The organism is Streptomyces sp. NBC_01390 (assembly GCF_045040105.1).
Classification (GTDB): domain Bacteria; phylum Actinomycetota; class Actinomycetes; order Streptomycetales; family Streptomycetaceae; genus Streptomyces.
In genome coordinates this window covers 8815707-8840597 of sequence record NZ_CP109551.1, presented here as the reverse complement: position 1 = coordinate 8840597, position 24891 = coordinate 8815707, and the positions used below count along the sequence as shown (strand labels likewise).

Below are 24891 nucleotides of genomic sequence, written 5' to 3'. Positions count from 1 at the left end.
GTAGTACGAGGCGGTCACTGCGGACCGGCGCGCCTGCTGCCAATAATCGTGGCGAACGAGAGCACGGAGGCAGTCTGGCACAGACCGCCTCCGTGCTCACCCTCCGTCTCAGGATGCGAGCACTGGGGTGATCACCGGGCTGATCACCGCAGGTGTCGTACGAACGCGTCGGCGCCGTCGTTGGTGTCGCCGGCCGGGATCAGGGTCGGGTCGGACGACTGGAAGACGATGCGGTGGGCGCCGTCGGCGATCCGGCCCGGCCGGACCTCGGCGGTCGCGGTGCCACCGGTGGTGTCGGGCGTGACCAGGGTGGTGGTGCCCCTCTTCAGGTCCCGCAGGTAGACGGGGTACTCCTTGCCGTACCGGCTGCCGGGTTCCGTCACCTCCGAGGTGAAGGTGAGGTAGCGGCCGTCGGCGCTGATCGCGGCGGACCGGGTGTAGACCTCGCCGGGGCCGCCCTGGGTGCCGTGGATGCGCCGGTTCTTGCCGGTGCGGATGTCGTGCACGAAGACGTTCCAGCTGGCGTCGGTGTCGCCGGGGACCAGGTGGGTGTCGCGGGACTCGAAGACGACCGTGCGGCCGTTGCCGCTGATGGACGGGTTCAGGGACTCCTTCTCGGTCGGTGTGCCGTCGTGGGAGCGGTCGATCTGGGTGTACTCGCGGGTGGTGCGGTCGTACATCCAGACGTCGCCCCAGTCGTCGCCACGCGGGCCGTTCATGTAGTTGTACTGGTAGACGACGCGACGTCCGTCGTCGCTGACCGTCGGCTGGAAGGCGTTGCGTGCCTCCCAGGTCGGCTTGGGGTGGCTGATCCGCTGGGTGGTGCCGGCGACTCGGTCGCGCAGGAAGACGACGCTGCTGTTGTTCTGCGCGGTCTCCTGGAGCGTGTAGACGGCGTAGCGGCCGTTGGGGCTGACGGAGACCTCGGCGGGCTGCCCGGTGAAGCCGTCGGGGATCTCGATGCCGAAGCCCACCCGCTTCGACGTGCCGATCTTCCGGATCCACACGTCGGTGTCCCCGGCGGACGGTGCGTACTCGACGTCGACGTGGCGGCCGTCGTTGAGAATCGCCACCAGGCCGCCGAATCCCGCGAAGCGGAGCTTGCCGGTGTGCGGATCGCGTACGTACATGCCGCCGTGCGACACGTTGGGGTCCAGATCCTCGGCGTCCGAACTCAGCGCGATGTGGCGGCCGTTGCGGCTGATGACGGAGATACGCGTAGCGCCGTTCCCCGCCTTGCCCGCAGGAGTGACGCTGATCGGCTCGGTGTACGGCACCCTGGGTGCGGCGCCCGCCACGGGTGCGGTGAGAACCCCCGAGGCGACGGCCGCGACGACGGCGACCGCGAGCGCGGCGCGACGACGCGTTTTCCCGTAGGTGTCGCCGTACGTGTTCCTGTGACTGGTGCTGTACGTGTGCATGGTTGATCCCCCGTGATTGAGCGTTCTCGGTGAACTGTCCAGAGGAAGACGCCCGTTAACCCCACCGGTGTTCCCGTTCACCGGATCGGATGACGCCGGCTCGAACACGATGACGGTGCTCTCGGAGGTGGCGGACGAGGTCGCCGCCTCAGTGGGTGTCCCAGAACGCGCAGTGGTGGCGGGACCGCCCCGTGGAGGTGGGCACGACGTGGTCCGGTGCCAGGCTCAGTACTGCGTGCCCGGGCCAGTGCGGCGACGACGGGCCGTTCGGGTCGGCGGTGCGGGCGAAGCGGGTCCAGTAGTCGATCATGGTGTCGGCCAGCCGGTGCTGTGCGGCGGTCAGGCCGGCGGGGCGGCCTCCCAGGTCGAAGAGGTAGGCCAGCTCGGTCGCGTGCGATGCGCCGAGCGGGAAGGGCGGTGTGCCCGAGGTGAGCTGTGGGGCGTGCTCGTCGGCGAACTCGTAGCGCCAGACCGGTACATGGGCCCGGAGCAGGCTGTCGGCACGCGCTGTCGGGCAGGCGAAGTCGCCGTCGCCGATGACCGCGCCGAACACCGGGCCCCCGTCGGTGCGGTGCACCGGGTACTCGCGCACGATCGCCCGCGCCTCCCCCGGCGCGGGGAAGAAGGCGGACACGATGTCGGGCCAGGTGTCGGGGGTCACGGGATGGCCGGCCTGGACGATCCCGGCGGCCCAGCCGTTGCCCTCGTCGTGGTTGTTGCCGATGAGGACGGGGACGTGGTGGAAGCGGCCGGCGGCGATCGCCCGCGCGGGGTCGCGGGGCAGCAACGGGGTGGTGTTGGCGGGGTGTTGGTCGACGTCCTGGGCGGCGAACAGCTGGGAGACGTGCACGCGCCGCAGGCAGGACAGGACGTCGCGGGCGGATCCGCAGCCGACCTTCTCCGCGAGGTCCGCACCCGTGGCGCGCGCTGTGGACAAGGGGACGGAGGACGGTGCGAACGGCCGGTCCAGGCGGCCTGTGCACGGGCCGCTCTCGATGATCGCCCGGTCGAAGAGGCCCGCCGCCGAGGGTGAGGTGAGCTGGGCGCAGACGCTGTAGCCGCCCGCCGACTCACCGGCCAGCGTCACGTTGCGCGGGTCGCCGCCGAAGGCGCCGATCCCGGCGCGGACCCAGCGCAGCGCCGCCTGCTGGTCGGCGAGGCCGAAGGTGCCGGAGCCGGGCAGCCCGGAGTGCGCGAGGAAACCGAGGGCCCCGAGGCGGTAGTTGACGGTGACCACCACGACGTCGCCCCGGGTCGCCATGCGGTGGGCGTCGTACGAGCTGCCCGCTCCGGTGGTGAAGCCGCCGCCGTGCAGCCACACGATGACCGGCCGGGGACGCGCCGGTTCCGCCCCGTCCGGCGTCGTCACGTTCAGGTGGAGGCAGTCCTCGTCGGTGCTGCCGCCGGGCACCTCGCCGGCCGGCTGCGGGCAGGCGCTCGCGGGCCGGGTCGCGTCCCGCACCCCGGACCAGGGGGTCGGGCGGTGTGGTGGCGTCCAGCGCAGGTCACCGACCGGGGGCGCCGCGTAGGGGATGCCCTCGAAGGTGCGGTAGCCGTTGTGGGCGGCGCCGTGCACGACGCCGTCGTGAGTGCGTACCGTCGTGGCGGCGGCGGGCGTGGCGGGCTCTGTCGGTGGCGGCGCGGACCAGGCCGTCGCGAGCACGGCGGTGAGGGCGCAGCCCAGGGTGGTCAGGACACGGTGCATGGTCGTCATCTCCCCGTCGGGTCGGTCAGCCGCCGCCCATGCCGCCCTGTGCGGCGATCATGGTCATCGGCAGAGCGCGTACAGCTTTCTCCAGGCCGGGCGCGAGGTCGGTGAGCCGGCCCGTGCAGGCGTCGATACGTGCCCGGAAGGTCTTCTGGTCCTGCCGGGACACGATCGGGCGGACGGCGCCCGCCGCCGCCAGCGCCAGCAGCACGGCGTCGGCGACGGGGATGTCCCGTACCGGGCCCTCCCCGTGCAGCGCCGTGGACACACGGGTCCGTAGGGCGGCGGGCACGGCTCGGTCGGTCACGGTCAGCCGCCGGGTGCCGAAGCGGGTGCGGGGCGCCTTCACGGTGAGGAGTCCCGCCTCGGCGAGCCTGCCCTCCACCTCGGTCAGCGTTCGCCCGCGGTGGCGGCGTATGAGGTGCTTCCAGCTGTGTCCGCCGGCGACGTCACGCAGAACGCCGTCCAGGACGGGGTTTCCGACCGGCTCCGTACCGGAGGACACGGTGACGGTGCCGCCCGCCTCCCGCAGCCGCCCGCGAGACGCGAGGTCGGCCAGGGCCGCGGCACGGACCAGCAGCTCCGTCCGGGAACGGTCATAGGGGCCCTCGGCCGCGTCGTCGTGGGCGAGGAGATACATGAGGCAGGGCAGGTCATCGGTCACAATTCGACGCTACGGTCGGCGGCCCCGGCCACGGATCGGCCGAAAGCACGGATCGATCCTGGGAACGCGGGGGGATGGCGGCCCCGGCCTCCTCCTTAAGGATGAGGCCGAGGGGTCGGGCCGGTCAGGTTCCGCGTGCCCGCACGAGGCCGTGGTCGTAGGCGGCGACCACTGCCTGGACGCGGTCCCGCAGGCCCAGTTTGCGTAGCACGGCGGTGACATGGTTCTTGACGGTGGCCTCCGACAACCGCAGCCGCCCGGCGATCTCCGCGTTCGACAGGGCCTGCCCGATCAGGGTGAGCACCTCCCTCTCGCGACCGGAGAGGCCCTGCAGCGAGGGCGGGGGCGCAGGATCGGGCGTGGTGCGCAGGAACCGGTCGAGAACGCGGCTCAGCACGGTCGGTGCCAGCAGTGCGTCGCCACGCGCGGTGAGCCGGATCGCGTCGACGAGTTCGACGGGCCTGATGTCCTTCAGCAGGAACCCGCTCGCCCCGGCCCGCAGGGCGGCGACCACATGCGCGTCCACGTCCCAGGTGGTCAGCACGAGCACCCGGGCCCCGCTGCCGGACTCCGCGATGCGCCGGGTCGCCTCGATGCCGTCGAGGACGGGCATGCGTACGTCCATCAGCACCACGTCGGGCGCCAGTTCCCGCGTCAGCCGCACCGCCTCCTGACCGTCCGACGCCTCACCGACCACCTCCAGGTCGTCCCGGGCCTCGATGATCATGCGGAATCCGGTCCGGACGAGGACCTGGTCGTCGGCCACCACCACGCGGGTCGTCATGACGTGCCCTCCACCGGCAGCCGCGCCGCCACTTCGAAGCCGCCTCCGGCCCGCGAACCGGCACGCAGGCTGCCGCCCACCAGCCGTGCGCGCTCCCGCATCCCCACCAGACCTCGCCCCTCTCCCGCCGTGGTCGAACGGCCCTGCGGCGCACGCCCGTTGTCCACCACCGTGACCTGCACACACTCCCCTTCGGCGGTCACGCGCACGCTCACCTCGTCCGCGCCGACCGCGTGCCGCAGCGTATTGGTGAGGGCCTCCTGGACGATTCGGTACGCCGCCAGATCCACCGCGGCCGGCAGCCCGTCGGTGGCGCCCTCGCGCCGCACGCGCACGGTCATCCCGGTCGCGCGCACCGTGTCGGCCAGTTCGTCCAGGCGTGCGAGCGAAGGCCCCGGCTCCCGCTGCTCCCCGGCTCCGCCGTGCTCCTCGCCTGCCCCGTCGTGTTCCTCGTCGGGCCGGAAGGCGCGCAGCAGCAGGCGCAGCTCGCCCAGTGCCGAGCGGGCGCCCGTCTCGATGGCCCGCAGCGACTGCCGGGCCTGTTCGGGCCGTTCGGTGAACACGTCGTCGGCGGCGCCCGCCTGAACGACCATCACCGACAGGGTGTGGGCCACGATGTCGTGCACCTCGCGCGCGATCCTCGCGCGCTCCTCCACCACGGCCCGGCGCGTCTCCGCCCTGGTCCGTTCCTGCTGCGCCCTGCGCCACTGACCCGCGGTCCACGCCAGGACGACCGTCAGCAGAAAGATGATCAGACCCGGGGCGCCGCCCGCCCCGAACGCGAGCGGGGCGGGCAGGCACATCGCCGCGAGCGCCCGCACCGACACCCGGCGCGGCCTGGTCGCCGACAGCACACACAGCGTGACCTGCGCGGCGAGCAGCGCCCCGGTCAGGGTCACCGCCGGCAGCAGCGCCCAGACCGCGAGCCCCGTCACCGCGTTCGCGGCCAGGACGGCGGCCGGGGCCCGCACCTGCCACTTCAGAACGCAGACCTGGGCGAGTACCAGGGCCACGGCCACGGGCAGCCGTCGGCCGTGCTCCACGCCGACGACGATCACCGGGGTGCCCAGGACGGCGAGCACCGCAGCGGCCGACCCCCACCACAGCGTCCGCGCGGCCCGGGGTGACAGTTCGCCCGGGGCCTCCCTCACGAACGCGGCGCCGGGCTGTCCACTGCTGCGATCCACGCCCCGAGCCTAGAGCCTGTCGTACGACTCGGGGCGTGACCGGCAGGTACGTAGGGGTCCTAGCCGAGCCGGTGCATCCAGCCGTGCTTGTCCTCCGCCGTGCCGCGCTGGATGTCGAGGAGTGCCTCGCGCAGCCGCAGGGTGACCTTGCCGGGCTCGCCGCCGCCCTGCTGCCACTCGCTGCCGGTGCGCTTGACCGTGCCGACGGGGGTGATGACGGCCGCCGTACCGCAGGCGAAGACCTCGGTCAGCGTGCCGTTCGCGGCGTCGCGCTGCCACTGGTCGACGGAGATCCGGCCCTCCTCGGCGGTGTAGCCGAGGTCGCGGGCGACGGTGAGGAGGGAGTCGCGGGTGACGCCCTCCAGGATGGAGCCGGTGAGGGAGGGGGTGACGATCCGGTCCCCGTACACGAAGTACAGGTTCATCCCGCCGAGTTCCTCGATCCACTTGTGCTCGACGGCGTCGACGTAGCAGACCTGGGCGCAGCCCTGCTCCGCGGCCTCGGCCTGGGCGAGGAGGGAGGCCGCGTAGTTGCCGCCGGTCTTGGCGTCGCCCATGCCGCCGGGGACGGCGCGGACGCGGTCCTCGGAGAGCCAGATGGAGACGGGCTTGACGCCACCGGGGAAGTAGGCGCCGGCGGGGGACGCGATCACCAGGAACAGGTACTCGTTGGCGGGCTTGACGCCCAGGCCGACCTCGGTGGCGATCATGAAGGGGCGCAGGTAGAGGGACTCCTCGCCGCCGTGCGCGGGCACCCAGTCGATGTCCTGCCGCACCAGCGCGTCGATGGCGTCGATGAACGTCTCGACGGGCAGCTCGGGCATCGCGAGACGGTGCGCGGAGTGCTGGAAGCGCAGGGCGTTCTTCTCCGGGCGGAAGGTGGCGACGGAGCCGTCGGGCCGGCGGTAGGCCTTGAGGCCCTCGAAGATCTCCTGCGCGTAGTGCAGGGTCATGTTCGCGGGGTCGATGGAGAGCGGGCCGTACGGGACGAGCTGGCCGTCGTGCCAGCCGCGGCCCTCGGTCCACCGGATCGTCACCATGTGGTCGGTGAAGTGGCGGCCGAAGCCGGGGCTGGCCAGGATCGCCTCGCGCTCCGCGCCGGAAAGTGGCGAGGCCGAGGGCTTGAGCTCGATCGTGGGCGTCGTCATGAGTGGGTGTCCTTCACCGGTTCGTGTGTGACGGGCCGCGCTCACGCCCGTACGGCCGCCGTACCGCGGCGGCCGGTATGAGGACGTCCGAGCATTCCCTCGGTCCGTGGCTCCGCGTTCGATTATCGCGCGAAGGGGGCCATGGACGAAAAGGGCGTGAATGCGACCCAGGGGATGATGGTGACACCCGGCGGGGACATAAGAGAAGCCGCCGGGTGCATGTGCGACCCGACGGCTTCGAGAGGTTCTGCTTCGAGGAGCGCCGCGGGTCAGCCGGCTACTCGTACGGCGAGGGCGTCGCCGATCTCTTCGGTTGTACGGGTCGAGGTGCCGCGCTCCGCGAGGTCGGCGGTGACGACGTCCTCGATACGGACGGCCTCGGTCTCGTAGCCGAGGTGGCGCAGCAGGAGGGCGACGGACAGCACGGTGGCGCTGGGGTCGGCCTTGCCCTGACCGGCGATGTCCGGGGCCGAGCCGTGGACGGGCTCGAACATCGAGGGGTACTCGCCGGACGGGTTGATGTTCCCGCTCGCGGCGACGCCGATGCCGCCGGAGACGGCCGCGGCGAGGTCGGTGATGATGTCGCCGAACAGGTTGTCGGTGACGATCACGTCGAAGCGCTCGGGCTGCGTGACGAGGTAGATCGTCGCCGCGTCCACGTGCATGTACTCGGTGGTGACGTCGGGGAACTCCTCGCCCACCTTGTTGAAGATGTCCGTCCACAGGTGACCGGCGTGCACGAGCACGTTGTTCTTGTGGACGAGCGCCAGCTTCTTGCGGGGGCGGGCCTGGGCGCGGGCGTAGGCGTCGCGGACGACCCGCTCGATGCCGAAGGCGGTGTTCAGCGACACCTCGGTGGCGACCGCGTGCGGGGTGCCCTGGCGGATGGTGCCGCCGTTGCCGGTGTACGGGCCCTCGGTGCCCTCGCGGACGACCACGAAGTCGATCGCGGGCTGTCCGGCCAGCGGGGTGGCCACGCCGGGCAGGAGCTTCGACGGACGCAGGTTGACGTGGTGGTCGAAGGCGAAGCGGAGCTTCAGCAGGAAGCCGCGCTCCAGGACACCGGAGGGCACGCTCGGGTCACCGATCGCGCCGAGCAGGATGGCGTCGTGCTTCTTGAGGGCGTCCAGGTCGGCGCGGGTGAGGGTCTCACCGGTGGCGTGGTAGCGCCGGGCGCCGAAGTCGAACTCCTTGGTCTCCAGCTTCACATCCTGCGGAAGGACGGCGGAGAGCACCTTCAGCCCCTGGGCCACGACCTCCTGGCCGATGCCGTCACCGGGAATCACTGCGAGATTGATGCTGCGAGACATAACGGCACCGTACTCCTGGTCCCATGGGATGACATGCCGTGTCCGCGATACGGACATGAGCGGCCTGGGTGGCGACCGCTCTTCGACCTGCGTTCACCTGTATGTGTGGCGGACGTTGGGGTTTGCTGGGAAGTTCCCTCCCATGGACAGTCATCCGGACACCCCCGACGTCGGCATTCCGCCTCAGCTGGCCCGCCGGATGAGCATGGCGGAGCAGTACGAGTACCTGCGGACGCGGCTCACCCGGCGCCGCGCGCTGGTGACGGCGGGCGCGCTGGCCGGCGGCGGTCTGCTGACCGGCTGCTCGTCGAGCACGGGTACGGCGAGTCCGGCGACCAGCAAGGTCCCCGGTGCCGCCGTCGTACCCTTCGGCCGCCATCTCGCCTTCGGCGCCGACCCGAAGACGCAGATGCGGATCTCCTGGCAGGTCCCGTTCGCCGTCAGGAAGCCGTACGTCCGTGTCGGCCCGACGCCCGGCGACCTGAGCCGCCGCATCGAGGCCGAGCTCCGCCCACTGCACACGCCGGGCGTGACGGGCGTACGCCTCGACCTGGACCAGTACTACCTGCACGCGGCCCTCGACGGACTGCGCCCCGGGACGACGTACTACTACGGCGTCGGCCACGAGGACTTCGACCCGGCGACCCGCGCGCACAGCTCCACCCTCGCCACGTTCCGCACGGCACCGGCGACCGCCCCCGCGAGTTTCGTGTTCACGGCCTTCGGCGACCAGGGAGTCACCCCGGACGCACTGGCCAACGACAAGGGGATACTCGGCCGGAACCCGGCCTTCCACCTCCACGCGGGAGACATCTGCTACGCGGACGTCACCGGCCACGGCGAGAAGTCGGACGGCTACGACCCGACCGCCTGGGACCTGTTCCTGAAGCAGACGGAGACGGTCGCGAGGTCGGTGCCGTGGATGGTGACGACCGGCAACCACGACATGGAGGCGTGGTACTCACCGAACGGGTACGGGGGCCAGTCGGCCCGCTGGTCGCTGCCGGACAACGGCTTCGACGCCGAGAACACCCCGGGCGCCTACTCGTTCACGTACGGCAACGTCGGCGTCGTGGCGCTGGACGCGAACGACGTGTCGTACGAGATACCCGCGAACCTCGGCCACTCGGACGGCCGCCAGACGGCATGGCTGGACCGGCGACTGGCCGAGCTCCGGGCGTCGGACGCGATCGACTTCGTCGTGGTCTTCTTCCACCACTGCACGTACTCGACGACGGCGGCCCACGCCTCCGACGGCGGGGTACGGGACGCCTGGCTGCCGCTCTTCGACAAGCACCAGGTGGACCTGGTGATCAACGGCCACAACCACGTGTACGAGCGGACCGACGCCCTCAAGGGAGGCCGGGTGGGCCGACAGGTGCCGATAGGCGCGGCGACCGACCCGACGCGGGACGGCACCGTGTACGTCACGGCGGGCGGCGCGGGTCAGAGCCTGTACAGCTTCCCCTACGGGGTGAAGGACAGCTTCGAGGGGAAGGTCGCCGACCGGGAGTCGGTGGAGAGCTACTACTGGACGAAGTCGCAGGAGCGGCACGAGGACACCGTCGAGTGGTCGCGTGTGCGCTACACCGGCTACTCGTTCCTCTCGGTGGAGGCGGCGGCAGGCGTACCGGGCACGGCTCCCCGGCTCACGGTGTCCGCGCTGGCGCAGAGCGGGGAGCGGATCGACCACTTCGAGGTGCGGCGGGGGTAGCGAGCGGGCGGCCGGCTGCCCTCAGTGACCTGTCTGGCCGCCGTTGTCCCGGCGGTCGAGGGCGCGCTGGAGAGCTGCGGCGGCGTTCTTGCGGTCGGACTCGCTCGTCGGGGAGACGTGGCGGACTCGGCGGCGGACGGTCGTCTCGGCCATGGGAAATCGACTCCTTCAAGGAATCCGGGAGTACGGCAGGGGGGATTCGAGACGCCGGATTGGACGGGGAGCAGCGGTACCGCAGGGGTTGCCTGTACGGGGTATCGGCTCACGGCCGTCATTCGCCTGGTCGGGCGAGACGTTCGGCTTCTACAAAGCTAGGCGAGGACAGGGCATCTGTCTCCACAATTACTCGGACTTCCTACTATCTGAGACGGCGGATTGAGTCACACCCGGCTGACCTGGCCTTTTGTCTTTACAGCACGTCGCCGTCCCGCCAGTCGAAGACCAGCCCCTCCGAGGGATCGAGCGAACCGGCGGCGGCAGAGGCAGGACGAACGAACACGCTGCCCTCCTCCTCCGGCAGGTGGACGACACCGGCCGGACCGAGCGCGCTGATCCGCCCCGGCCAGAGCCGCCAGCCCCGGGCCGCGTAGAGGGCGGAGCCGTCGGCGCTGGCGGACAGTGCGCCGAAGTCGTAGCCGCCGTCGACATACCGCTCCAGCGCGTCCATCACCTGCCCGCCGAGGCCGCGACGGCGGGCGTCGGCGCGGACCGCGACCGCTTCCACATAGCCGACGCGCAGCCAGCGGGTCCGGTGCAGCGCGCGGCGCATGACGACGGAGCCGTGGGCGAGGAGACCGGTGTCGTCGCGGACCAGGACATGGAGGCCGCCGAGCGCGTGTTCCCAGTCCTCCTCACCGAAGCCGCCGTCGAAGGCGGCGTCCAGGAGCCCGCGGGCGGCGGCGAGTTCGACCGGGGTGAGGTCGGCGGTGTGGGCGGTGCGCAGCAGCGGGGCCATGGTTCCAGTATTCCGAACCGGCGAGGCCTGATTGATCCGACCTAAAACATGCACGCAGCGCTGCACGACACCTTGACAGCCCTATCGCCACCCACCAGCCTCACAGTCATCGGATGACTGACGACTGAAGGGGTACTTCATGTCGATCGCGCTGACCCTCTGCTCCGCCCTGCTCGCCACTGCCGTGACAGCGCTGCCAGCCGAGGCGGCCACGACAGGGCATCCGGGGACGGCGGCGGCCTGGGAGGTGAAAGCCTCGCCCGGCTCCCCCACGGCCGTCGTCGCACTGGACCCGGCCGACAACCACCCGACCCTCACGGTGAGACGCGACGGTAAACAGGTCCTCGCCCCCTCTCCCCTGGGCCTGGTCACCGAACAGGCCGACTTATCCACGGGGTTGGAGCTGTCCGGCCGCAGCACCCGCACGGTCACCGAGCGCTACACGTCCACAACCGGCAAGTCCCGTAAGCGGGTTGCCCGGATGACCGAGTCCCGCTTCCGGTTCCGGACCGCCGAGGGGGCCCGTCTCGACCTGGTGGTACGGGTGGCCCCCGACGGTGTCGCCTACCGCTACACCCTGCCGGGCGCGACCGGCGACGTCCTGCGCGAGGCCTCCGCCTTCACCCTCCCCCCGGACACCGGCGCCGTCGTCAACGCCTACCGCGCCGACAACGAACTCCCCTTCAAACGCTACGAGTCGGCGGCCACGGCCCCGGCGGGCGGCTACTCGATGCAGGCGCTCTTCAACACCCCCGGCGGCTACGCGCTGATCGCCGAGTCGGACCTCAACGGCACCTACGCGGGCGCCCACCTGACGCACGAGGCCGGCTCACCGACGTACCGGGTGGGTCTCTGGAACGACGAGCCGATCAAGGCGACCGGCACCCTGACCACCCCCTGGCGCACCATCGTCACCGGCGACCTGGCCACGGTCACTGAGTCGACCCTCGTCGACGACCTCGCCGCACCCTCCCGGGTCCGGGACACCTCGTGGATCAAGCCGGGCCCCGCCCTGTGGACCTGGCTCGCGGGCGGCAAGACCGCAGGGCAGAGCCTGGCGGCGCAGAAGGCGTACGTCGACTACGCGGCCGAGCGGGGCTGGCCGTACGAGGTCGTCGACGCGGGCTGGTACTACAAGCCCGGCGAGTGGGACGTCATCGACCCCGACTGGCAGACGAACAACTGGATGCCGGAGCTGGTGCGTTACGCGGCGGCGAAGGGTGTCGGCGTCCAGGTCTGGCTGCATTACACCCTGCTCACCGACCCGGCGGAACGCGAGAAGTGGCTCGGCACGCTGGCGAGTTGGGGCGTCAAGGGCGTGAAGATCGACTTCATGGACTCGGAGTCGCAGGACCGGATGCGCTGGTACGACGAGGTCCTGGAAGCAACGGCCCGGCACCATCTCCTCGTCAACTTCCATGGCTCGACGATCCCGAAGGGCATACAGCGCACCTGGCCGCAGGTCATGACGATGGAGGGCGTGGGCGGCGAGGAGAAGCGCAACAACACCGCCGAGCAGCTCGCCTCGCTCCCCTTCACCCGTAACGCGATCGGCTCGATGGACTTCACCCCGGGCGCCTTCCACCGCCCGGCGCGCCCCAACGTGGCTTCCGACGCGGGTGAGTTGGGCCTGACGGTGCTGTACGAGTCGGGCATCCAGAACCTCTCCGGCACCCCGGAGTCGTACGAGGCCCGCCCCGAGGCCCGCCGCTATCTGGAGCAACTGCCCCGGCGCTGGGAGGAGACCCGGCTGCTGGCCGGTGACCCGGGCCGCTCCGCCGTGCTGGCCCGACGGGCGGCGGACGGGCGTTGGTTCATCGGCGGCACGTTCGCGGGCGCGGCGCGAACGGCGGACGTACCGCTGCGCCTCGGCGCCGGCCGCTGGCTGGTGGAGACGGTGACGGACGGCCCTTCGGGGCTGGTGCGCGAGGCGCACGTCGTACGAGGCGGCGCCACGCTCGCCGTACCCGTGGTCGCGGACGGCGGCTTCGCCGCGCTGGCCTGCCGCTGGCAGCCGGGCCGTACGACCTGCGAGAAGGAGTGACGACGAACGCCGGGCCCGCGCGGTCGCGCGGGCCCGGCGTTCACCCCTGAGCCGTCAGCCGATCAGCCCATGTGCGGGTACGTGTAGTCGGTCGGCGCGACCAGGGTCTCCTTGATGGCGCGGGTCAGGGTCCAGCGCATCAGGTTCTGCGGGGCGCCCGCCTTGTCGTTGGTGCCGGAGGCACGCCCGCCGCCGAACGGCTGCTGCCCGACGACCGCGCCGGTCGACTTGTCGTTGATGTAGAAGTTGCCGGCCGCGTAGCGCAGCTTCTCCATCGTGTACGCGGCTGCCGCGCGGTCACCGGAGATGACCGAACCGGTCAGCGCGTAGTCGGACACGGACTCCATCTGGGTCAGCATGGCGTCGTACTTGTCGGCCGAGCTGTCGTCGTACACGTACACGGCGAGGAACGGGCCGAAGTACTCGGTGGTGAAGACCGGGTTGGCCGGGTCCGTGCACTCCACGACCGTCGGGCGGACGAAATAGCCGACCGAGTCGTCGTAGGAGCCGCCCGCGACGATCGTGCATGTCGGGTCGGACTTCGCGCGGTCGATGGCGGCCTTGTTCTTGGCGAAGGCGCGCTCGTCGATGACGGCGCCGACGAAGTTGCCGAGGTCGGTGACGTCGCCCATGGTCAACTGGTCGACCTCGGCGGCGAATTCCTCGCGGAAGCCGTCGTTCCAGATGGAGGCCGGGATGTAGGCGCGGGAGGTCGCGCTGCACTTCTGGCCCTGGTACTCGAAGGCGCCACGCGTCAGGGCCGTCTTCAGGACCGCCCGGTCGGCGCTCGGGTGGGCGACGACGAAGTCCTTGCCGCCGGTCTCGCCGACGAGCCGGGGATACGAGCGGTACTTCTCGATGTTGGCGCCGACCGTCTTCCACAGGTGCTGGAAGGTCTTCGTGGAACCCGTGAAGTGGATGCCGGCCAGGTCCCGGTGCTCCAGAGCGACCTTGGAGACCTCGATGCCGTCACCGGTGACGAGGTTGATGACGCCCTTGGGGAGCCCGGCCTCCTCCAGCAGCCGCATGAGGAGAACGGCGGAGTGGGTCTGCGTCGGGGACGGCTTCCACACCACCACGTTGCCCATCAGAGCGGGCGCCGTCGGCAGATTCCCCGCGATGGCCGTGAAGTTGAAGGGGGTGATCGCGTAGACGAAGCCTTCGAGGGGGCGGTGGTCGAGACGGTTCCAGACGCCCGGTGAGTTGGCGGGCGGCTGCTCGGCGAGCAGGTCGCGCGCGAACTTGACGTTGAAGCGCCAGAAGTCGACCAGCTCGCAGGGACAGTCGATCTCAGCCTGCTGGGCGGTCTTCGACTGGCCGAGCATGGTGGAGGCGGCGAGGGTCTCGCGCCAGGGGCCGGCCAGCAGTTCGGCGGCGCGCAGAATGATCGCGGCCCGGTCGTCGAACGACATCGCACGCCAGGCGGGCGCGGCGGCGAGGGCCGCGTTGATCGCGTCCTGGGCGTCCTGCTGGGTGGCGTTGGCGTAGGTGCCGAGGCGGGCCTTGTGGTGGTGCGGCTGCACGACGTCGAACCGCTCGCCGCCGCCCATGCGCCGCGCGCCTCCGATGGTCATCGGCAGGTCGACGGGGTTCTCGGCGAGTTCCTTGAGCTTGATCTCCAGGCGGGCCCGCTCGGGCGACCCGGGGGCGTAGCCGTGCACCGGCTCGTTGACGGGGGTGGGGACCTGGGTGACGGCGTCCATGCTTCCGTGACTCCTTAACTGAGCGGGGTGGTTGGTCTCAGCCCTTGGTGAGGATCGAGCGTCCGAAGAAGAGGAGGTTGGCGGGCTTCTCGGCCAGCCGCCGCATGAAGTACCCGTACCAGTCCGTCCCGTAGGCGGTGTAGACGCGCATCCGGTGGCCTTCGGCGGCGAGCCGCAGGTGCTCGTCGCTCCTGATCCCGTACAGCATCTGGAACTCGTACTCGTCGGGCTTGCGGCTGGCGCGCCGGGCGAGATCCTGGGCAATGGAGATGAGGCGCGGGTCGTGGGACCCGACCATCGGGTACCCCTCGCCGTCCATCAGGATGCGCAGGATGCGGACGTACGCCTTGTCGGTCTCGGACTTCTGCTGGTAGGCGACCTCGGCGGGCTCGTTGTACGCGCCCTTCACCAGCCGTACGCGGCTGCCGCTGTCGGCGAGGCGGTGGGCGTCGGCCTCGGTGCGGTACAGGTAGGCCTGGATGACGCAGCCGGTCTGCGGGAAGTCCTTCCGCAGCTCCTCGTGGATCGCGAACATCGAGTCGAGGGTGGTGTGGTCCTCGGCGTCGAGCGTGACCGTCGTCCCGATCGCGGCGGCGGCCTCGACGACGGGCCGGACGTTGGCGAGGGCCAGCTCGTGCCCGCCCTCCAGCGCTTGGCCGAACAGCGACAGCTTGACCGACATCTCGGCGCGGGTGCCCAGCTCGAGTTCGCCGAGCCGCTCGACCAGCTCCAGATAGGCGTCCCGGGCGTGGGAGGCCTGCTCGGGGGTGGTGATGTCCTCGCCGACCACGTCCAGGGTGACTTCAAGCCCCCGGTCGGTGAGGTCCCGGACGATCGGTACGACGTCGTCGACCGTCTCGCCGGGGATGAAGCGGTCGACGACCGGCCTGGTGACCGGGGCCGCCGAGATCAGTCGGCGCATCCGGTCGCTGCGCGAGGCGGCGAGAATCACGGGACCCAGCACGGGGCACCTCCACAAAAGGCCGGTAGACGGAGAACCACCGTGAAACCTAGGGATCCCTCCGATCGTGGGCCATCGACAGCTGTCACGCATCCGTGCCCCAGATCTCATACAGATGTCCGAAGGCAGCCGGGGTATGCGGGAGAATGCCCCCATGAGCCAGGCGAGCGGCGACCACCACGGCGACTACCAGGAGCTGGTGGACGACATCTCGGAGCTTCTCGGCGCCCCCGCGACGCTGGAGAACCGCGACTTCGAGCTGCTCGCCTTCGGCGCGTACGACAGCGAGGGCGAACTGGACACGTCGGCGCTGGACCCCGTCCGCACCCGCTCGATCCTGACCCGGCGCTCGACGTCGGCGGTGCGCGCGTGGTTCGAGGGCTTCGGCATCACACGCGCGAGCGGCCCGGTGCGGATCCCGCCCACCCCGGAGGCGGGGGTGTACCGGGGCCGGATCTGTCTCCCCGTACGCCATCGGAGTGTCGTTCTCGGCTACGTCTGGCTGCTGGACGACGATCCCGGCCCGTCGGCGGAGCAGCTCACGGCGGCCATGGAGGTGACGGAGCGGATCGGCGCGCTGCTCGCGGACGACGCGCAGGCGGGCGCCGACCTGACGCGCGAGTTCCGGACAGTGCTGACCGCCGAGCGCGGTTGGCAGCGGGACATGGCGGTGGCGGCGCTGCGTACGGCCCTGGGGGCGCGCGGCGAGGGCCCGCACGCGGTGGTGTGTGTGGCGCCCTGGCCGTCGGCCGATCCGGACGCCGCCCCCTCGGCCCGTACGGTGCCGCACGCGACGGCGGTGTGCACGGTGCCGTGGGGCCCTGCGTCCCAGTACCTGGCCCTGCTGATTCGGCTGCGCGCGACGGACGTGCCCGCCCCGGCGCTCACGGCGGTGGCAAGGCTGCTGAAGGAGACGGAGGGCGCTGTCGCGGCCGGCGTCGGCGCACCGCGCACCGGCCTCGCCGGTCTGGGCACCGCCTGGCAGGAGGCCTCGGCGGCGGCCCGCGCGGCCCTGGCCCAGCCGCACCTCGGCCCGGTCGCGGAGTGGGGCACCATCGGCCCGTACCGCCTGCTCACGGCGCTGCCCCCGGACGCGGCCCAGGACCCCGCCGTACGCACCCTGCTCGCCCCCGCCCACCAGGAACTGGCCCGCACCGCCGAGGTCTACCTCGACCGCGCGGGCCAGGCCGGCCGCACCGCGGCGGAACTGGGCATCCACCGCCAGACGCTGTACTACCGCCTGTCCCGGGTGGAGCGGCTGACGGGCCTGGACCTGGACGACGGCGAGGACCGCCTGCTGCTGCACATGGCGCTGAAGGGCGCGCGCCTCCAGGGCGAGAGTCCCTGGAACAGCCCTGGCTAGGACTTGGCTGCCGCGATGGCCCGGCGGAACCCCTCGGTGAGCTGCTGCGCGGTCGGTGCCGTTGTCGGGTCGAAGACGTACTGGCAGATGAGCCCGGTCATCAGGGCGTTGTAGAACTGCCCGACGGTGTCGACGTCGTCCTCCGGCACGTCCTCCTCCCTCCCCCCGAGGAACAGCGGGATGATGCCGCGCCCCGCCTCACGCTGGGCCGTCGCCAAGTGATCGCGGACGGTGGGCAGTTGATCCCCCATGGCCACGATCTCCATGCTCAGGCGCCAGAGGGAGTCCGGCTGCTGCATGGTGTCGATGATGTTCGACCAGACCTCCTGGAACCGGTCGAGCGAGCCGGGCTCGGTCGCGCCGGCCGTCCCCGCGGCGGGGGTGAAGTCGTCGGAGAGCCCCTCCACCAGGGAGACGTACGCCTCCGCGAGGAGCTTGTCCTTCGAGCCGTAGTGGTAGCCGATCGACGCCAGGTTGGTCCCCGACTCCTTGACGATGTCGCGCGCGGTCGTGCGCACGAAGCCCTTGTCCAGCAGGCAGCGCTTGGCGCCTTCGAGCAGATCCTCGCGATGTCCCATGCACCCACCCTACTCGCGATCCATACGAACGTCCTAGACAAACGAATTACACGAACGTTCTAGACAACCGTTTAAGACGCCCGTACATTCACTGCCATGACCAACTCGACGAACCCGACAACCTCGACGAGCTCGACCGCTTCCCCCGGCCCCCGGGCCGGCCGCCGCGAATGGACAGCGCTCGGTGTGCTGATGCTGCCGCTGCTGCTGGTCTCGATGGACGTCTCCGTCCTCTACTTCGCGGTCCCCTCGATCAGCGCCGACCTGGAGCCGACCGGCACCCAGCAGCTCTGGATCTTCGACATCTACGCCTTCGTCCTGGCCGGCCTGCTGATGACGATGGGTTCGCTCGGCGACCGCATCGGCCGCCGCAGGCTCCTCCTCATCGGCGCCGTCGCCTTCGGCGCGGGCTCGCTGCTCGCCGCCTACGCCGACAGCGCCGAGACCCTGATCGCGGCCCGCGCGGTCCTCGGCATCGGCGGCGCGACCCTGATGCCGTCGACGATGGCTCTGATCCGCACGATGTTCCGGGACCCGGGACAGCGCGCCAAGGCGATCGGCATGTGGTCCGGCGTGATGACCGGCGGCGTCGCCCTCGGCTCGGTGATGAGCGGACTGCTGGTCGAGTACTTCTGGTGGGGCTCGGTCTTCCTGGTCAACCTGCCCGCGATGGCACTGCTGCTGGTCCTCGGCCCGGTCCTGCTCCCCGAGTCGAAGAACCCGAACCCGGGCCGCTTCGACCTCCTCAGCGTCCCCCTGTCGATGGCCGCCGTACTCCCCGTGATCTACGGCCTCAAGGAGATCCCGTCGGAGGGCTGGCACACGCAGTACGTCCTCTCGGTCACCGTCGGCCTGTTCTTCGCGTACCTCTTCGTCCAGCGCCAGCGCACGGCCGCCTCACCCCTCATCTCCCCCGCGCTGTTCCGGGGCCGGGGCTTCGGCCCGGCCGTCGCCCTGAACCTGATCTCGGCGTTCGCGATGATGGGCTCGGCGTTCTTCACCACGCAGTACCTGCAGTCGGTGCTCGGCAAGAGCTCCCTGGAGGCCGCGCTGTGGAGCCTGCTGCCGGCCGTCCTGGTCGGCGCCGCCGCGCCGCTCGCCGGTGCACTGGTCCAGCGGGGCGTTGAGCGCGCCCGCGTCGTCGCCGGCGGCTTCGTCGCGGCGGCCTGCGGATACGGTCTGCTGGCCCTGGTCGGAACGGACTCGATGTGGCTCGTGCTGGGCGGCGCCGGGGTCCTCGCGGCCGGCATAGTCACCGTGATGTCCCAGATGATGGACCTGGGCCTGAGCACCGCCCCGGTCGACAAGGCGGGCGCCGCCTCCTCCCTGCTGGAGACGGGCGCGGAGTTCGGCGGCGCGCTGGGCATGGCCGTACTGGGTTCGATCGGCACGGCGGTCTACCGCCACGACATCCCGGCCTCGGCACCCGCCGCGGCCCACGAAACCCTCGGCGGCGCCCTGGCAGTGGCCCACCGGCTCCCGGCGCGCACGGGAGACGCGCTGATCACGGCGGCGAGGGAGGCGTACACCCACGGAATGCAGGCGGCTGCGATCGCCGGGGTCGTGGTGACGCTGGGGGCGGCCCTGCTGGCGGCGCGGGCGCTGCGGGGGGTGACTGTGCGGGAGGTCAGCGAGTGAGAGAGGGAAACCGAAAACGCCGGGTGGGCTGAGAAACCTCAGCCCACCCGGCGTTCACCTACGAGCGCCGCCCAGGCCCTCCCAGCCCGTCCGGGGGTCCCCCCTCTGGGGGAGTTTGAGGACGAGGCCGTTCAGGCCGAAGCGGGGGCCTGGGGGCGGCAGCCCCCAGACGACGGTCACCTACACAAGGTTGACCGATCGAGCAGACGTCGCGCCGATCTCCTCGGCCACCTCCACCAGCACACCCGGGGCAACCGTGTCGTCGACGGTCAGGACGGCCAGCGCCTCCCCGCCCGCCACCGACCGGGAGACCTGCATCCCGGCGATGTTGATCCCGGCCTCGCCGAAGATCCGGCCGACCGTACCGACGACGCCGGGCCGGTCCGCGTACCGGTACACGACCATGTGGTCGGCGAGCGCGAGGTCGACGTCGTACTCGCCGACCGCGACGATCTTCTGGTGGTTCTTGGGGCCGGCCAGGGTGCCGGAGACCGACACCTCCTCGCCGCTGCCGAGCGTGCCGCGCACGGTGACGACGTTGCGGTGGTCGGCCGACTCCGAGCTGGTGGTCAGCCGGACCTCGACGCCGCGCTCCTGCGCGAACAGCGGGGCGTTGACGTAACTGACGGTCTCGTCGACGACGTCCTCGAACACGCCCTTCAGCGCGGAGAGTTCGAGCACCTTCACGTCGTGCTGGGTGATCTCGCCGTACACCTCGACGTCGAGACGGACCGCGACCTCGCCCGCCAGCGCGGTGAAGATGCGGCCGAGCTTCTCGGCGAGCGGCAGACCCGGCTTGACGTCCTCGGCGATGACGCCGCCCTGGACGTTCACCGCGTCCGGGACCAGCTCACCGGCGAGCGCCAGGCGCACCGAGCGGGCCACGGAGACACCGGCCTTCTCCTGCGCCTCGTCCGTGGAGGCCCCGAGGTGCGGGGTGCAGACGACCTCGTCGAGCTCGAAGAGCGGCGAGTCCGTGCAGGGCTCCTTCGAGTACACGTCGAGGCCGGCGCCGGCGACGCGGCCTTCCTTGAGCGCCGAGTACAGCGCCTCCTCGTCGACGATCCCACCGCGCGCGGCGTTCACGATCCGCACCGACGGCTTGACCTTGTGCAGCGCCTCGTCACCGATGAGACCGACCGTCTCGGGGGTCTTGGGCAGGTGCACGGTGATGAAGTCGGAGACCTCGAGCAGCTCGTCGAGGGTGAGGACCTTCACGCCCATCTGCGCGGCTCGCGCGGGCTGGACGTAGGGGTCGTAGGCGACGACCTTCATACCGAACGCCGACATGCGCTGGGCGACCAGCGCGCCGATCCGGCCGAGGCCGACGACACCGAGGGTCTTCTCTGCCAGCTCGACGCCGGTGTACTTCGAGCGCTTCCACTCGCCGTTCTTCAGCGCGGAGTTGGCCTGCGGGATGTGGCGCGCGGTGGCCAGCAGCAGACCGCAGGCCAGCTCGGCGGCGGTGACGATGTTCGAGGTCGGCGCGTTGACGACCATCACGCCGGCCTTGGTGGCGGCGGCGACGTCCACGTTGTCCAGGCCGACGCCGGCTCGTGCGACGACCTTCAGTTTGCGGGCGGCGGCGACCGCCTCGGCGTCGACCTTGGTGGCCGAGCGGATCAGGATCGCGTCGACGTCGGCGATGGCGGGGAGCAGTTCGGCTCGGTCCGCTCCGTTGCAGTGCCGGATCTCGAAGTCCGGGCCGAGCGCGTCGACGGTCGCGGGCGACAGCTCTTCGGCGATGAGTACGACAGGTTTCGAGCTCACGTGTGTCCTCACTCAGTCCTATGCGGACGGCCGTCCCGACGGCCGCAGGCGGTGGAGGGTGCTACCGCGTGGAAGACGCACGACGCTGTGGGCCTGACGCGAAGGTAGTACGGCAGTGTAGTGGCGCGGCGAGGGCGTCCTCGCGCCTGCGCGGAAGGATCACCCGCACGTGCGCCCCCAGCAGAAAGCCAGGCCGTGACACCGGTCGAGGCAACCGGCGTCACGGCCCGGCCGGCGGCGTCACGCCTCGTCGTTCACCCAGGACATGAGCTTGCGCAGCTCCTTGCCCGTGGTCTCCAGGAGGCTCTGCTCGTCCTGCGCCTTGTACTCGTTGTACTTCTTCAGACCGCCGTGGTACTCGGCCATCCACTCACGCGCGAAGGTGCCGTCCTGGATCTCGGTGAGGACCTTCTTCATCTCGGCCTTGGTGGCGTCCGTGATGATCCGCGGGCCGGTGACGTAGTCGCCCCACTCGGCGGTCTCGGAGACCGACCAGCGCATCTTCTCCAGGCCGCCCTCGTACATGAGGTCGACGATCAGCTTCAGCTCGTGCAGGCACTCGAAGTACGCGATCTCGGGCTGGTAGCCGGCCTCGGTCAGCGTCTCGAAACCGGCCTTGACCAGCGCGGCCGTACCACCGCAGAGAACGGCCTGCTCACCGAACAGGTCGGTCTCGGTCTCCTCGGTGAACGTCGTCTTGATGACGCCGGCGCGGGTGCCGCCGATGCCCTTGGCGTACGACAGCGCGAGCGCGAAGGCGTTGCCGGTCGCGTCCTGCTCGACGGCCGCGATACACGGAACGCCGCGGCCCTCCTCGTACTGGCGGCGCACGAGGTGGCCCGGGCCCTTGGGGGCGACCATGCAGACGTCGATGCCGGCCGGGGGCTTGATGAAGTCGAAGCGGATGTTCAGGCCGTGGCCGAAGAACAGCGCGTCGCCCTCGCTGAGGTTGTCCTTGATGGACTCCTCGTAGACCTGGGCCTGGATCGGGTCCGGGACCAGGATCATGATGACGTCGGCCTCGGCGGCGGCCTCGGCGGGCGTCACCACGCGCAGGCCCTGCTCCTCGGCCTTCGCCTTCGACTTGGAGCCCTCGTGCAGACCGACACGGACGTCGACACCCGAGTCACGGAGCGACAGCGCGTGGGCGTGGCCCTGGCTGCCGTAACCGATGACCGCGACCTTGCGGCCCTGGATGATGGACAGGTCGGCGTCGGCGTCGTAGAACAGCTCGGCCACTTTGGGTTCTCTCCTTGAGTGCAGGTGTTGCGCCCCACCGTATGACGGCGGGCGCAAGTGAGGTTCGGGGGTCTCGGTATACGGGCGGCCGGTATCACCCGACCGCCCGAATCCGCCGACCTTGACGCTGGTTACGCCGACCGGTCGAGGGCCCGCAGGGACCGGTCCGTGATCGAGCGCGCGCCGCGCCCGATCGCGATCGTGCCGGACTGCACCAGTTCCTTGATGCCGTACGGCTCCAGCATCTTGAGCATGGCGGACAGCTTGTCGCTGCTGCCGGTGGCCTCGATGGTCACGGCCTCCGGGGAGACGTCGACCGTCTTGGCGCGGAAGAGCTGAACGATCTCGACGATCTGGGAGCGCGTCTCGTTGTCGGCACGCACCTTCACCAGAACGAGTTCACGCTGAACAGCCGAGCCGGATTCCAGTTCGACGATCTTCAGCACGTTGACGAGCTTGTTGAGCTGCTTGGTGACCTGTTCGAGGGGCAGCGCGTCGACCACGTTCACCACGATGGTGATGCGCGAGATCTCGGGGTGCTCGGTGACACCGACGGCGAGCGAGTCGATGTTGAAGCCGCGCCGGGAGAACAGAGCCGTGATCCGGGCGAGGACACCGGGCTTGTTCTCGACGAGGACGGAGAGGGTGTGCTTGGACATGTCTCTGGGGTCTCTCTCGCTCAGTCGTCTTCGTTGTCGCCGAAGTCGGGGCGGACGTCCCGGGCGGCCAGGATCTCGTCGTTGGAGGTGCCGGCGGCGACCATCGGCCACACCATGGCGTCCTCGTGGACGATGAAGTCGATCACGACGGGGCGGTCGTTGATCGAGTTCGCCTCCTCGATGACCTTGTCGAGGTCGTCCGGGGACTCGCAGCGGATCGCGTAGCAGCCCATCGCCTCGGACAGCTTGACGAAGTCCGGGACGCGGGTGCCCTTGGCGTCCGGATTCACGTCGTTCGGGCCGGAGTGCAGGACGGTGTTGGAGTAGCGCTGGTTGTAGAACAGGGTCTGCCACTGGCGGACCATTCCGAGGGCGCCGTTGTTGATGATGGCGACCTTGATCGGGATGTTGTTGAGGGCGCAGGTGGTGAGTTCCTGGTTGGTCATCTGGAAGCAGCCGTCGCCGTCGATCGCCCAGACCGTACGGTCCGGTGCGCCGGCCTTGGCGCCCATCGCGGCCGGGACCGCGTATCCCATCGTTCCGGCGCCGCCGGAGTTCAGCCAGGTCGCGGGCTTCTCGTACTGGATGTAGTGCGCGGCCCACATCTGGTGCTGGCCGACGCCCGCCGTGAAGATCGTGTCCTCGGGGGCGAGCTGTCCGATGCGCTCGATGACCCGCTGCGGGGAGAGCGAGCCGTTGTCGGGCTGCTCGTAGCCCAGCGGGTAGGTCTCGCGCCAGCGGTTGAGGTCCTTCCACCACGCGGTGTAGTCGCCGACGTGACCCTCGCTGTGCTCCTTCTGCACGGCCTGGACCAGGTCGGCGATGACCTCGCGGGCGTCTCCGACGATCGGGACGTCGGCGGCGCGGTTCTTGCCGATCTCCGCCGGGTCGATGTCTGCGTGGACGATCTTGGCGTGCGGGGCGAAGCTGGACAGCTTGCCGGTGACGCGGTCGTCGAAGCGGGCTCCGAGGGCGACGATCAGGTCGGCCTTCTGCAGCGCGGTGACGGCGGTGACCGCACCGTGCATGCCCGGCATTCCCACGTGCAGCGGGTGGCTGTCGGGGAATGCGCCGAGCGCCATCAGGGTGGTGGTGACGGGCGCTCCGGTGAGCTCGGCGAGAACCTTGAGCTCGGCGGTGGCGTGTGCCTTGAGGACACCGCCGCCGACGTACAGCACCGGCCGCTTGGCGGCGGTGATCAGCTTGGCGGCCTCGCGGATCTGCTTGGCGTGCGGCTTGGTCACCGGGCGGTAGCCGGGCAGGTCGTGCTGCGGCGGCCAGGAGAACGTCGTCTGCGCCTGCAGGATGTCCTTCGGGATGTCCACGAGGACGGGTCCCGGCCGGCCGGTCGAGGCGATGTGGAACGCCTCGGCGATCGCCTTCGGGATGTCCTCCGCCTTGGTGACGAGGAAGCTGTGCTTCGTGATCGGCATCGTGATGCCGACGATGTCCGCCTCCTGGAAGGCGTCCGTGCCGATCGCCTTGGAGTTGACCTGGCCGGTGATCGCGACCAGCGGCACGGAGTCCATCATCGCGTCCGCGATCGGGGTGACCAGGTTGGTGGCACCGGGGCCCGAGGTGGCCATGCACACGCCCACCTTGCCGGTGGCCTGCGCGTAGCCGGTGGCCGCGTGGCCGGCGCCCTGCTCGTGCCGGACGAGCACGTGCCGCACCCGCGTGGAGTCCATCAGCGGGTCGTAGGCGGGAAGGATCGTCCCGCCGGGAATGCCGAATACCGTCTCGGCCCCGACCTCCTCAAGCGAGCGGATGAGGGACTTCGCACCCGTCACGTACTCGGGGGCGGACTGCTGTCCTCCGGAACGGGGCCGCGGCTGCGGGTGACTGGCCCCGGTGGCCTGCTCGGTCATCGGCATTCTCTTCTCGATGCTGAGGGTTTTTGCGAGTTTTGTGCGGTCTGCGTTGCTGTCCGACCGGTGCCGGTGCAACAAAAAACCCCTCGTGCCGTGAGGCAAGCGAGGGGAGCGCGCCGGGTGCGGTCGCTGGAAGTTCCGGGTCCGTCCGAAACCTTTACCAGCGTCAGCCGA

The 24891-nt window shown here is 70.6% G+C and carries 20 protein-coding genes; 4 read left to right on the top strand and 16 right to left on the bottom strand.

Annotated features, from left to right (window positions below; genetic code table 11):
* Window positions 1–143: 143 nt before the first annotated feature.
* The 7 genes from OG241_RS39725 to OG241_RS39695 all read right to left on the bottom strand — a co-directional run bounded on the left by OG241_RS39725 (window position 144) and on the right by OG241_RS39695 (window position 8222).
* Window positions 144–1421 (bottom strand): TolB family protein, encoded by a 1278-nt coding sequence (locus OG241_RS39725; RefSeq protein ID WP_405822565.1) that lies wholly within the window; start codon window positions 1419–1421, stop codon window positions 144–146.
* Between the two features lie 148 nt (window positions 1422–1569).
* A complete protein-coding gene (locus OG241_RS39720) occupies window positions 1570–3126 on the bottom strand; it encodes a carboxylesterase/lipase family protein (RefSeq protein ID WP_405822563.1) in 1557 nt (518 codons plus the stop codon).
* 25 nt (window positions 3127–3151) lie between these two features.
* Window positions 3152–3793 (bottom strand): GPP34 family phosphoprotein, encoded by a 642-nt coding sequence (locus tag OG241_RS39715; RefSeq protein WP_405822561.1) that lies wholly within the window; start codon window positions 3791–3793, stop codon window positions 3152–3154.
* A gap of 124 nt (window positions 3794–3917) precedes the next feature.
* A complete protein-coding gene (locus tag OG241_RS39710) occupies window positions 3918–4577 on the bottom strand; it encodes a response regulator (RefSeq protein ID WP_405822559.1) in 660 nt (219 codons plus the stop codon).
* On the bottom strand, window positions 4574–5764 hold the full coding sequence (locus OG241_RS39705) for a sensor histidine kinase (RefSeq protein ID WP_405822557.1): 1191 nt from the start codon (window positions 5762–5764) through the stop codon (window positions 4574–4576). The genes OG241_RS39710 and OG241_RS39705 overlap by 4 nt, the downstream gene beginning before the upstream one ends.
* A 59-nt stretch (window positions 5765–5823) precedes the next feature.
* Window positions 5824–6912, bottom strand: a complete 1089-nt coding sequence (locus OG241_RS39700) for a branched-chain amino acid aminotransferase (protein WP_405822555.1) — start codon at window positions 6910–6912, stop codon at window positions 5824–5826.
* Window positions 6913–7181: 269 nt separating this feature from the next.
* Complete coding sequence (locus OG241_RS39695) at window positions 7182–8222, bottom strand: 3-isopropylmalate dehydrogenase (protein ID WP_405822553.1); 1041 nt, start codon at window positions 8220–8222, stop codon at window positions 7182–7184.
* Between the two features lie 142 nt (window positions 8223–8364).
* Here OG241_RS39695 and OG241_RS39690 point away from each other — a divergent pair, with 142 nt between their 5' ends.
* Complete coding sequence (locus OG241_RS39690; protein ID WP_405822551.1) at window positions 8365–9936, top strand: purple acid phosphatase family protein; 1572 nt, start codon at window positions 8365–8367, stop codon at window positions 9934–9936.
* A gap of 21 nt (window positions 9937–9957) precedes the next feature.
* Here OG241_RS39690 and OG241_RS39685 read toward each other — a convergent pair whose 3' ends face one another.
* Together OG241_RS39685 and OG241_RS39680 are read right to left on the bottom strand one after the other, a co-directional pair.
* Entirely contained in the window at window positions 9958–10089 is a 132-nt protein-coding gene (locus OG241_RS39685; RefSeq protein ID WP_006374903.1) for a hypothetical protein, read from the bottom strand.
* Between the two features lie 256 nt (window positions 10090–10345).
* Window positions 10346–10891 carry a GNAT family N-acetyltransferase gene (locus OG241_RS39680; protein WP_405822549.1) on the bottom strand — a complete coding sequence of 182 codons (546 nt, stop codon included), beginning with the start codon at window positions 10889–10891 and terminating at the stop codon, window positions 10346–10348.
* A 139-nt stretch (window positions 10892–11030) separates the two neighbouring features.
* On the opposite strand from OG241_RS39680, the gene OG241_RS39675 reads away from it, so the two are divergent.
* Window positions 11031–12935: a glycoside hydrolase family 97 catalytic domain-containing protein gene (locus tag OG241_RS39675; RefSeq protein WP_405822547.1), complete on the top strand. Its 1905-nt coding sequence runs from the start codon at window positions 11031–11033 to the stop codon at window positions 12933–12935.
* Between the two features lie 62 nt (window positions 12936–12997).
* Here the strand turns inward: OG241_RS39675 and pruA are convergent, their stop codons facing one another.
* Both pruA and OG241_RS39665 read right to left on the bottom strand, forming a co-directional pair.
* Entirely contained in the window at window positions 12998–14638 is a 1641-nt protein-coding gene (gene pruA, locus OG241_RS39670) for an L-glutamate gamma-semialdehyde dehydrogenase (RefSeq protein ID WP_405822546.1), read from the bottom strand.
* Window positions 14639–14675: 37 nt separating this feature from the next.
* Entirely contained in the window at window positions 14676–15602 is a 927-nt protein-coding gene (locus OG241_RS39665; RefSeq protein WP_405822544.1) for a proline dehydrogenase family protein, read from the bottom strand.
* A 133-nt stretch (window positions 15603–15735) separates the two neighbouring features.
* On the opposite strand from OG241_RS39665, the gene OG241_RS39660 reads away from it, so the two are divergent.
* Window positions 15736–16962, top strand: coding sequence for a PucR family transcriptional regulator (locus OG241_RS39660; RefSeq protein ID WP_405822542.1), 1227 nt, complete (start codon window positions 15736–15738; stop codon window positions 16960–16962).
* Here the strand turns inward: OG241_RS39660 and OG241_RS39655 are convergent.
* A complete protein-coding gene (locus OG241_RS39655) occupies window positions 16959–17540 on the bottom strand; it encodes a TetR/AcrR family transcriptional regulator (protein ID WP_405822540.1) in 582 nt (193 codons plus the stop codon). The two genes, OG241_RS39660 and OG241_RS39655, sit on opposite strands and share 4 nt — an antisense overlap.
* Before the next feature lie 96 nt (window positions 17541–17636).
* On the opposite strand from OG241_RS39655, the gene OG241_RS39650 reads away from it, so the two are divergent.
* Window positions 17637–19178 (top strand): MFS transporter, encoded by a 1542-nt coding sequence (locus OG241_RS39650; RefSeq protein WP_405822538.1) that lies wholly within the window; start codon window positions 17637–17639, stop codon window positions 19176–19178.
* Window positions 19179–19358: 180 nt separating this feature from the next.
* Here the strand turns inward: OG241_RS39650 and serA are convergent, their stop codons facing one another.
* The 4 genes from serA to OG241_RS39630 all read right to left on the bottom strand — a co-directional run bounded on the left by serA (window position 19359) and on the right by OG241_RS39630 (window position 24714).
* Window positions 19359–20948: a phosphoglycerate dehydrogenase gene (serA, locus tag OG241_RS39645; protein ID WP_405822536.1), complete on the bottom strand. Its 1590-nt coding sequence runs from the start codon at window positions 20946–20948 to the stop codon at window positions 19359–19361.
* 240 nt (window positions 20949–21188) lie between these two features.
* The gene (ilvC, locus tag OG241_RS39640) at window positions 21189–22187 is read right to left on the bottom strand and encodes a ketol-acid reductoisomerase (protein ID WP_405822534.1); all 999 of its coding nucleotides are present in this window, start codon (window positions 22185–22187) and stop codon (window positions 21189–21191) included.
* Between the two features lie 131 nt (window positions 22188–22318).
* On the bottom strand, window positions 22319–22846 hold the full coding sequence (ilvN, locus tag OG241_RS39635; RefSeq protein ID WP_006383584.1) for an acetolactate synthase small subunit: 528 nt from the start codon (window positions 22844–22846) through the stop codon (window positions 22319–22321).
* A gap of 20 nt (window positions 22847–22866) precedes the next feature.
* Window positions 22867–24714: an acetolactate synthase large subunit gene (locus OG241_RS39630; RefSeq protein WP_405822531.1), complete on the bottom strand. Its 1848-nt coding sequence runs from the start codon at window positions 24712–24714 to the stop codon at window positions 22867–22869.
* Window positions 24715–24891 lie beyond the last annotated feature (177 nt).